This is a genomic window from Mesorhizobium alhagi CCNWXJ12-2 (assembly GCF_000236565.1).
GTDB classification, from domain to species: domain Bacteria; phylum Pseudomonadota; class Alphaproteobacteria; order Rhizobiales; family Rhizobiaceae; genus Allomesorhizobium; species Allomesorhizobium alhagi.
Genome location: NZ_AHAM01000219.1, coordinates 22,630 through 29,683, shown reverse-complemented (window position 1 = coordinate 29,683; position 7,054 = coordinate 22,630). Strand labels below are relative to the sequence as shown.

Genomic DNA, 7,054 nt, shown 5'->3' with positions numbered 1-7,054 from the left:
CCCGCCCAGCCGATAGCCCGGCTCGAGCGCCTCGGTGAAAGTGCGTTCCTTGCCGAAAGTTGCCCTGTCGTAGTCCTGCAGACCAAAGACCGACAATCCCACGACGTCGACAAATTCATCACCTGGATAAAAGTCGACCAGTTCCGGATTTCCTTTCGGCGACCACATATAGGTGGCGGTCTGGATGTGCTTCCGGCACTCCGTCACCATTCGTTGGTAGGCAGTTCTGTAACTGTCGGGAGCCCAATGCGCCCATGAGAACTGATTGTCGGTTTCGTCCATCTCCTGTGCCCATCGAATGGTGACAGGGCTTTTCAATTTAGCCGCCTCGGAGCAGACCGCTGCCATGTTGGCATCGTACCGGCCTGCCAGGATCCCCGCCAAAAGCTCGTCTGACGTCACTCTCCAGTCGACGTCCCACGACCACGGCTCCACGGTGATCAGGAGCGATCGTCCGCGCTGCACGGCGTATTCGTCGGCGATGACCAATGACGACAGATCGACATCTTCCCAAGGCAGAAAGAGATGTTCGATCTTGGAATCGGCATCGTTGCCGAAGTCGCCGTGGGGGTCGTAGGCGCCAAGATCGATCGACGCTTGCGTGGTGATCGGCCGCTTGTCCGCGAATGGCGCCTTGGCAGACGAAGTCGCCGAGGGAATGCCCCGGGGATTGCTGGCTGCCAGGACTGCTCCTGACAGAGCCAACGTAGCAATCGAGAGCGCGATAGCCCTCGATGTCTTCTTGCTGATGATGGTGTTCATGTCGATACACTCCTGTTTATTTATTCGGTGGCGGGTTGGCTCGTTGCCGGGCTTTTTTCTCGAAGCTGAGACCTGACCGTTTCCAGTACTGGCGAAACCAAGTCTTTGTCGGTGAGCTTTTTGAATTCGTCGCCCTCTTCCGAGACGGCGTGCTTGAAGATATACCAGTCGCCCGTTGGTTCTTTTCTCTGATAGATTTCGCCGCGACGCCGCTTATGGGCGAAGCAGGTTTTGGCCGGATGGCTACCAGACGACGAATGCCATCGTGCCTTGAAGCACAAGCGGCCGCTGCTGGTGATGGTCCATCGGCCTTCCGCCCATGTGGCGCTCGCGCCTGACCCCGCCCAGGCCACAAAGCGTCGCCCGTCGGACTGCATCCGACCCGCGCCGTCGGACCAAACCCACGTCTGGTCGTTGTAGAGCGCGTGAAGCTCCCCGGCCGTCATGACTGTCGCATCTGCGGGAGGCACGACCTTCTCGCCGGCGCCGCCTTGACCGGCAAAGACTGTCAAGGCCGAAACGACGCATGCGGTTCGCAAGAACCAGCGACGGTGCTCATCTGTATTTTGCAGTGCTCCGCCGCCACGATGTGACTTCGCCATTGTCCTAGTTCCAATTCATGATGGTTTTTGCCTGCGCGTTAAGCCCCGCCCGGCCCCGGCCCTGCTGTTTTGGCTGGGGATCGCCGCTCACAGGCTGGATCGTGACGGTGACGTCCGATTGGGTGGACGCAGGCCGACCGACACTCGATACTTGAAAGCCGGCCTGCGCCGCCCCCCGCCCAAACACGTTGCGCAGGTCGACAAGGATTGGAGACCGCATCAGCTGCCTCATCAGATCGAGATCGAGTTGTCGAACGCTCTCCCATTCCGTGACGACGACCGCAGCATCCGCATCGCGGACGCATTCGTATGGATCGTCCAACAGCATGACGTTCTCGAGCACACGTGCTGCGTTTTTCATGCCAACAGGGTCGTGCGCCCGAATCTTGGCTCCGAAACGCTGCAATGTCTCAATCAGTGGGATCGAAGGCGCATCGCGCATGTCGTCGGTATCGGGTTTGAAGGTGAGGCCAAGGACGGCAATCGTCAGACCCTCGACATCGCCTCCGACGGCATCGATCACCTTGAGCGCCATCTTCCGCTTGCGTGCTTCGTTGGCCGCCACGGTCTCCTCGACGACACGTAAAGCGATGCCGTAGTCTTGGGCGGTGCGCAGGAGCGCCAGCGTATCCTTCGGAAAGCACGAGCCGCCGTAGCCTGGTCCGGCCTTGAGGAAGCTTTGGCCGATCCGGTGGTCGAGGCCGATGCCGAGCGCCAGGTCGTCTATATCGGTGCCCACCTGCTCGCAAAGATCGGCAAGCTCGTTGATGAAGGTGATCTTTGTCGCGAGAAATGCGTTCGCGGCATATTTGATCAGTTCAGCGGCACGTCGCTGGGTCACGACGACTGGCGTATTGGCACGTGCAAGCGGACTGTAAAGCGCCGTTAGCGCTTCCAGCGCGCGTGGACCTTCGACGCCGACAACGACCCGATCGGGGAACAGAAAGTCATCGATGGCCGACCCCTCGCGGAGAAACTCGGGATTGGAAGCGACGGAAAAGCTGCCACGAGGCCGCACAGCGGCGATGATTTTTTCGACCACGTCTCCTGTGCCCACCGGGACTGTGGATTTGACCACCACGGTGGGATGGCCTTCGAGCGATTCCGCGATTTCCTGAGCTGCCATGTAGACAAACGAGAGATCGGCATCGCCAGAGCCCAGGCGTGGCGGTGTCCCAACTGCGATAAAGATAAGATCGGCACCCTTCACCGCGGAAGTGAGGTCGGTCGTGAAGGACAGGCGCTCGGCAATCTGATTACGCTCCACAAGCTTGTCCAGCCCAGGCTCGTAAATTGGCAGCTTACCCTGCTTGAGCTGCTCGATCTTTTCGGCGTTTTTGTCGACGCAGACGACCCGGTTGCCCCATTCGGCAAAGCAGGTCCCGCTGACAAGGCCGACATAACCCGTTCCGATCATTGCAATTTTCATGTGCTCCAGCGCTTGCGCGCCCTTTCTTCGGTTAATTGATCGTGATTGGCTTTTCAGGCAGCCATCTCGGCCTGAAGGTGATCCTGCGCAGGCCCGATCCGCCGAGCCCTGCACCCGCGGCCGCGTATTTCGCTTCAAAGAAACTCACGCGCCCGGCTCCCCATGCGAGCGACTCCAATCCCTCCACCCCGCGCTCCGCAGTCGCTAGTCCCGGCAGCAGAAAGATGGACAGAAGGCCCGCCGCCATCGCCGGACGATAAAAGGGTGTCGAGACCCTGACCGCGTTCTCGCGAGCATGCTGCACGACAATCACCAGAAGCAGCGCCGCATAAAGAATCGCGTTGACGATGGCGAAGATATAGAAGCCACGGGTCTCGCCGGCGTTGTCGACAAGCAGAACAGGAAGAGCCGACGCGATCGACAGAACGCCATACGGTGCGAGAATTCGAAATGGCAACGGGTCAACTTCGCGGCGGCCCTTCGGCGTGACGCGAAAATCCACAAATGACCCGGTTGCCCAGTCACGCACCGCCGCGATTGTACCGGCCAAGGCCCATGGCCAGCGCGCGAAGAGGAAGAACATCGCCTCCCAGCTCAGCACTTTTGCATCGAACGGCCGGAACGAGCCGGTCGCCCGCCAGCGGTAGGCCATCACCATCAGCACGATGGAAAGTGGAGTGAAATGTGCCAGAAAGCCCAGATACGTGACGGCGACGAAATTCTCACCGCGCAGCAAGGCGATAATGGGCATCACAAACATCAGCGCCATGAAAGACGAAAAGAGGGGATACCAAAGCTGCGCAAACAGGAACTGGAATTTGAGCCGAAAGGGCAGGCGCGGCACGTAGAGCGGTGAATATTTCAGGAGCAGCATCACGAGGCTGCGTGACCATTGGAACTCCTGGGTAACGAGATCGGTAAATGTACGCGGACCATCGCCATGGGCGATGGCGTCCAGAGCGTGAACCCCGCGCCAGCCATAGGCGTTCATAATCAGCGTGGTTGAGTGGTCCTCGGCAAGCTCTGGCCCGAGCCCTCCGGCCTCCTTCAGTGCGGCAGTGCGAACTGCGTAATGCGAGCCTATGCAAAGTGGCGCGAGACCGCCATTGTAGCCAGCTTGCAGGGCGCCGTGCATGCTGGCTTCGGCATAGAGCCGCCCGCGCGCCGACCAGCTTTCCCCGGCGTTGCGGTCGCAGATGCTTGGCGCTGAGACATAGCCTACGGTGGGGTCTGCAAAAGGTCGCAACATCTCGCCCAGATAGCCGGGCTCTGGAACATGATCCGCGTCGAGCTGGGCCACGAAATCGTAGCGCTGGTAGCCGTAATGGTCGTAGAAGAAGGCAAGATTGCCTTCCTTGCAGCGGGTGCGCCGCGGCCAAGCGGCACGGTGATAATCTGCCTGGCCTTTGCGCGTCGAGACGAAGACGCCGTGCTGCCGGCACCAGTCCAGAGTTTCCGGCGAGGGATCTTCGTCGGCAAGCCACGTGTCGTGACGGACATCTTGCGCGAGCATGGCCTTCAAGGTGGTTGCAACGACCGAAAACGGCTCGGAAGGCGCCTTGGTCACCACCATCGCTACACGGCTCCCTGCCGGCAGCCGCAATGGCCCGTTGGGTTTGCGGGCTCGATAGAAGACCGCGAGGAAATAGGCCGGCAGGAGCGTGACCCATGCAACAACAAGCGTGACACTCACGAAACCGGAAAGGCTGGTATAGTGGCCTGGCTTGAACCACCAGGCCCAGAAATAGACGAGCGCGGCCAGCCAGGCGACGGCGCCGATCAGATATTCAATCCGGCGGCGGCCCGTCATCACCGGAACCATCAGCGGCTCCGTTGTCATTGTGACGGGTTGCGTTGCTTGCCTGTTTGCAGCCATCGTCATACCCGCGCCTCCAGTCCGAAGAAAGGCGCAGCGGTTCTCACGATCGTCTCGAGATCGGAATACTCGGTTGAGAACCGAAGCGCCTGCTGGGCGAAAGTCGGATCGGCGTAAAGCGCCGGCGGATCGCCAGGCCTCCTTGAATGCAGCTTGATCGCGACGTCCCGTTCGGTGATCCGGGAGATGGTCTCCAGAATTTGCCGGATGGAGGACCCGCGCCCGGTCCCGAGGTTGACCGCAAGGTCCTCGCCGCCTCTTTCAAGGTAATCAAGGGCAAGGACGTGCGCACGCGCCAGATCGCTGACGTGGATGTAGTCGCGGATGCAGGTGCCGTCTTGCGTCTCGTAGTCGTTGCCGAAGATCGGCAGATGCGGTATTCGGCCCGCCGCCGTGAGCAAAGCCCTCGGGATGAGATGCGTTTCGGGGTCGTGCCATTCGCCGAGTTCGCCGTCGGGATCGGCGCCGCAGGCATTGAAATAGCGCAAGATGACATGACGCATGCCGTATGCTGCCGCATAGTCCCGCAGCATCTGTTCGGCGATCAGCTTGGTTCTGCCATAAGGATTGATCGGATTCTGGGGCGTCGCTTCCGTGATCGGCAGGACGGAAGGAACCCCGTAGGTCGCACAACTGGAAGAAAAAATGATCTCGCCGACATTTGTCCGATGGCAGGCATCCAGAAGCGACTGCGTGCCAATCACGTTGTTTCGGTAATACTTTGAGGGATTCTCGACCGACTCCCCGACATAGGCAGAAGCAGCGAAATGAATAACCGCCTTTGGCTCGTATTCCGCCATAGTCGCGGCAAGACGATCCGTATCGAGAATATCGCCATGAACGAGTGGCCCCCAACGCACCGATGATTGGTGACCCGTCGTCAAATTGTCATAGACGATCGGCACAAAACCTCTGGAGCTGAGGAGTTTGGCGGTATGGCTGCCAATATAACCGGCGCCGCCGGTCACGAGGATGTTGATCGTCACGCGATCCTCCTGACCTGCAGGGCGTTTTCGGTGCTAAGCACTTTGTCAAAGTAGGCAATCGTCCGAACGAGGCCGTCGCGAAGCGCGGTGTTGGGCCGCCAGCCGAGCTGCATTTCCGCCCGGGTGATGTCGGGGCGCCGCTGGCGCGGATCGTCGGCCGGCAGCGACATCTGGACAATACGGGAACGCGAACCGGTCAGGTCGATGACCATCGCAGCAAGCTCGGCAACGCTGAACTCGCCCGGATTGCCAAGATTGATCGGACCGGTGACCTCGTCAGCCGAATCCATCATCAAATGGAAGCCTCTGATCAGATCGTCGACGTAGCAGAATGAACGGGTCTGGGAGCCATCACCATAGATGGTGATATCCTTGCCCGAGAGGGCCTGAACGATAAAGTTGGAAACGACACGCCCGTCGTCAGGGCGCATGTGCGGGCCATAGGTGTTGAAGATGCGGACGACTTTGATGCGAAGACCGTGGCGCCGCTGGTAATCGAAGAAGAGCGTTTCGGCGCTGCGTTTGCCTTCGTCATAGCAAGCCCGTGGTCCGATCGCATTCACGTTGCCCAAATAGGATTCCGGCTGAGGATGAATGTGGGGATCGCCGTAAACTTCGGAGGTGGATGCCTGGAAGATTTTGGCGCCGCGTCGATGGGCCAAGTCGAGCATGTTGAGGGCGCCGAGGACGCTGGTGCGCATGGTCCGGATCGGGTCGGCCTGATAGTGGGGCGGCGAGGCCGGGCAGGCGAGATTGTAGATTTCGTCGATCTCCAGATCGATCGGATCGACGATGTCGTGCCTGATGACACTGAACGTCGAGAAGTCCCTCAAATCGCTGAGATTGCGTTCGAGCCCGGTTGAAAAATTGTCGACACAGACGACATGGTGGCCTGCCTCAAGGAGAACTCCGCACAAATGAGATCCGAGGAAACCGGCTCCACCGGTAACGAGGATCCGCCGCAAACGCGATTCAGAGTCACAATCCGAGGTGGTAGCAACGACCGAGAGAGCCGGCACCGAGCGTGAAATATCCATCTGTTCTAACCCCAAGCTTTCTGCGACTTTATTATTTCGTAAAAGTCACCAGGTCGGCGGATTGCCGATATGGCAATACTGCCTCCGATCCCTATTGCATTTTTTCTTTGAAGTGACGGAAGGCTGCCCCCCATCGGCATTCCATGGCCCGCTCTTCTATTGCGCATCAATAATCAAGGAGGAGCCTCTTGTCGTTATCTGGGGGTCCGGAGACTTGTTGCAGAATCCTTATCTTCTCGGGGAACCACGCCTATGCACCCAGGAGATGAGGTGAGTTTTCCCGTTCGCTTACGCCGCGGTCGATCATGGACCTGCTTGCCCGCACGGGCGTGCCTGCCACGGCTCTCAACCTGCGAGTGTCA

At 59.5% G+C, this 7,054-nt stretch carries 6 protein-coding genes; all 6 read right to left on the bottom strand.

The window, feature by feature from the left end; genetic code table 11:
- On the bottom strand, positions 1 to 762 hold a 762-nt coding region (locus MAXJ12_RS24950; protein ID WP_008838835.1), incomplete at its 3' end, for a glycoside hydrolase family 26 protein.
- Positions 763 to 782: 20 nt separating this feature from the next.
- Complete coding sequence (locus MAXJ12_RS24945) at positions 783 to 1,364, bottom strand: DUF995 domain-containing protein (protein WP_008838834.1); 582 nt, start codon at positions 1,362 to 1,364, stop codon at positions 783 to 785.
- Between the two features lie 4 nt (positions 1,365 to 1,368).
- Entirely contained in the window at positions 1,369 to 2,793 is a 1,425-nt protein-coding gene (locus MAXJ12_RS24940) for a UDP-glucose dehydrogenase family protein (RefSeq protein ID WP_008838833.1), read from the bottom strand.
- A 31-nt stretch (positions 2,794 to 2,824) separates the two neighbouring features.
- Positions 2,825 to 4,675: a glycosyltransferase family 2 protein gene (locus MAXJ12_RS24935; protein ID WP_008838832.1), complete on the bottom strand. Its 1,851-nt coding sequence runs from the start codon at positions 4,673 to 4,675 to the stop codon at positions 2,825 to 2,827.
- Entirely contained in the window at positions 4,672 to 5,655 is a 984-nt protein-coding gene (galE, locus tag MAXJ12_RS24930) for a UDP-glucose 4-epimerase GalE (protein WP_008838831.1), read from the bottom strand. Before galE ends, MAXJ12_RS24935 begins: the two co-directional genes overlap by 4 nt.
- Positions 5,652 to 6,692 (bottom strand): UDP-glucuronic acid decarboxylase family protein, encoded by a 1,041-nt coding sequence (locus tag MAXJ12_RS24925; protein WP_040587831.1) that lies wholly within the window; start codon positions 6,690 to 6,692, stop codon positions 5,652 to 5,654. The genes galE and MAXJ12_RS24925 overlap by 4 nt, the downstream gene beginning before the upstream one ends.
- Between the last annotated feature and the right edge of the window lie 362 nt (positions 6,693 to 7,054).